This is a genomic window from Stenotrophomonas sp. 2YAF22, assembly GCF_052114665.1.
Taxonomy (GTDB): Bacteria; Pseudomonadota; Gammaproteobacteria; order Xanthomonadales; family Xanthomonadaceae; genus Stenotrophomonas; species Stenotrophomonas indicatrix.
The window spans coordinates 1-2,960 of the sequence record NZ_JBFRFE010000558.1 but is presented as its reverse complement, the minus strand read 5'-3'; the positions used below and the strand labels follow the sequence as shown (position 1 = coordinate 2,960).

Annotated in this window: 2 protein-coding genes; one reads left to right on the top strand and one right to left on the bottom strand. The window is 66.7% G+C overall.

Annotated elements, in window-relative coordinates; genetic code table 11:
- A partial coding sequence (locus AB4Y84_RS18105; RefSeq protein ID WP_442250596.1) for a response regulator occupies positions 1–2,027 on the top strand: 2,027 nt, incomplete at its 5' end.
- Positions 2,028–2,123: 96 nt separating this feature from the next.
- Here AB4Y84_RS18105 and AB4Y84_RS18100 read toward each other — a convergent pair.
- Positions 2,124–2,960: crotonase/enoyl-CoA hydratase family protein (locus AB4Y84_RS18100; RefSeq protein WP_442250595.1), on the bottom strand; the 837-nt coding region annotated here is incomplete at its 5' end.

Genomic DNA, 2,960 nt, shown 5'->3' with positions numbered 1-2,960 from the left:
CCCAATATGTCGGTGTGCTGGCGATCGTGTTGACGGGGCTGAGTCTGTCGCTGCTGTTGTTCGGCTGGCTGCTGTGGCGACCGCAGCGTTCCGATCCGCGCCGCGTACTGGGCATGCTGGCCGACTACGGCCTGATCGCTGCCGGCATGATCCAGATGGGCGAGCCGCTGTCATGGGTCTACATCGTGGTGATGTGGGTGACGGTGGGCAACGGCATGCGCTTCGGCAACCACTATCTGTATGTGGCCGTGGCGATGGCCATGGTCAGCTTCGGCAGCACCGCACTGTCCACCCCCTATTGGCAACAGAACGCACGCCTGGCCATCGGCCTGTGGCTTGGCCTGGCGGCAGTTCCCCTGTATTTTTCCACGCTGCTGCGGCAGTTGACCGAAGCGATGGCCGAGGCGCGGCGCGCCAGCGAAGCCAAGAGTCGATTCCTGGCCAACATGAGCCACGAGTTTCGCACCCCACTCAATGGATTGAATGGCATGACAGAAGTGTTGGCGACCACGCGCCTGGATGACGAGCAGCGTGAGTGCGTGAGTACCATCCAGGCGTCATCGCGCAGCCTGCTGGCGCTGGTCGAGGAAGTGCTGGACATCTCGGCGATCGAGGCCGGCAAGCTGCGCGTGGTCGCCGAGGATTTCGTTCTTTCCGAAGTGATGCAGGCGATCGGCCTGATCCTGTTGCCGCAGGCCAAGGCAAAGCGCCTGGATTACAGGGTGAAGGTGGCCGAAACCGTCCCACCAACCCTGCGCGGCGACGTCGGTCATCTGCGGCAGATCCTGCTCAACCTGGCCGGCAACGCCGTCAAGTTCACCGATCACGGCCGGGTCGAGATCCGCGTCAGTGTTGTCCACGCCGACACCCAGGGTGGGGTGCGGCTGCGCTTCGACATTCTCGATACCGGTATCGGCGTTGCACCGGCGATGCGCCCGCGTCTGTTCGAGGCCTTCGAGCAGGCCGACGTCAGCATGGCCCGCCGCCATGAGGGTACCGGCTTGGGCACGACCATCGCCAAGGGGCTGGTCGAAGCGATGGACGGCGAGATCGGTTACCTGGACAACCCGCCGCAGGGCAGCCACTTCTGGGTGGAGCTGCCGTTCGCGCCGCCGCAGCCGGTGGTCCCGGGTGCGGTGCCGACCCTCGCTGCTGGCGACGAAACCGGTGCCGGCGGCAACGTCATCGCCTTCGCCGATCCGTTCCTGCGCCATCGCGCGCGCGTGCGCAGCATGCAGATCCTGGTCGCCGACGACCACGAGGCCAACCGCATGGTGCTGCAGCGGTTGCTGCAGAAGGCCGGGCACAAGGTGCTGTGCGTCGATGGTGGCGAGGCGGTGCTCGACGCACTGGCTGAAAGCGAGTTCGATGCGGCCATCGTCGATCTGCACATGCCGGGCATGAGTGGCCTGGACATGCTGAAGGAGCTGCGGGTGATGCAGGCCGGCGGCGGCCCGCGCACGCCGGTGCTGGTGCTCAGCGCCGACGTCACTCCCGAAGCCATCCAGCGCTGTACCCAGGCCGGTGCACATGCGTTCCTGGCCAAGCCCGTGGTGGCCGTGCGACTGTTGGACACCCTGGCCGAGATTGCCAACAACGCACAGCTCAAGGCCAGTGCGCCGCCGATCGTGCGCACCGTCACCAACCTCGATGGCGTGCTCGATACCGGCGTGCTTGATGAGCTGGCGTCGCTGGGAATGGGCGAGGGTTTCGAGCGCGAGTTCATTCGCCAGTGCCTGGACGATGCTGAGTCCTGCCTGCGCAAGGCCGAAGGTGATGGCGAAGCGGCACGCTGGGGCGCTTTCCGCGAGCAGTCGCATGCGATCAAGGGCGTGGCAAGCAATCTGGGCCTGGTGCGCGCGTCCAACCGCGCCGGTGAGTTGATGCGGATGGCCGACTGGCAACTCAAGGCCGAATGGCGGCAGCGCCTTGCGGTGCTGCAGGGGGCCATCAAGGAAGGCCGGCAGGCGCTGGATGCACGCGCCGAACGCAAGGCACGCGGCGTGGCCGACGACGGCGAGCGGTAGAGCCGGGCCTGCGCGGCGGGTTGTCGATGACTGCGCGCCGCATAAAAAAAGCCCGGTGGCCAGCCGGGCTTGAACCCTGCGGGGGAGGGGAACGTATCAGGCCACATCCAGATTGGCGCGTCGGGTCTGCGCTTTGATCAAACGGTCCATGGTGCGCAGCGAACGATCACCCAGGGCCAGCGCCGAATCGACCCAGACCTTGGTGATTTCCAGCAGTTCGTCATAGCTGACCGCCTGCGCCAGGTTGCGCGCGGCGTTCATTGCCAGGTACGACTGCGGCAGGCGCTGCTGCTGGCGGATCATCTCTTCGACCGCGCCGCGGCCTTCACCTTTCCTGACCAGCACGTCGACCACGCCCATCGCGTGCATCTCCTCGGCGCTGTAGATACGGCCGTCGAGGATGATCTTCTCGGCCAGCTGCGGCGCCACCCGGCGGCACAGGAACGAGTAGGCGCCCATGCCCGGGAACAGGCCGAACAGCACTTCGGGCAGGCCCATGCCGCACCCTTCCTCGGCCACGATGGTGTGGCAAGCCAGGGCCATTTCCAGGCCACCGCCCAGCGCATCGCCCTGGATCAGGGCGATCGAGCGGACGTCGCCGCCGAAGCCGGTGTGCAGGTGGTGAACGCCCTCCACGCAGCGTTGGGCGTAGGTCAGCAGCCGGTCGCGGTTGCCTTCGCGGATCAGGCGGGTGAACAGGTCCAGGTCGCCGCCCAGGTTGTAGGCGGCGGCGTCGGAGGCCAGCACGAAATGGCGCAGCTGGCCGCTGTGGCGCTGCGCCGGGCCGTGGGTGATGGCGCTCATGTAGCTCCACATCTCGTCCAGCATGTCCTTGCGGCAGCAGGGACGCACGCCGGTGGAGGCATCGGCGTGCATGAACAGCCAGTGTGCGGCGCCGTCGGCGCTGTCCTGGGTGCGGATGGTGGCATAGGG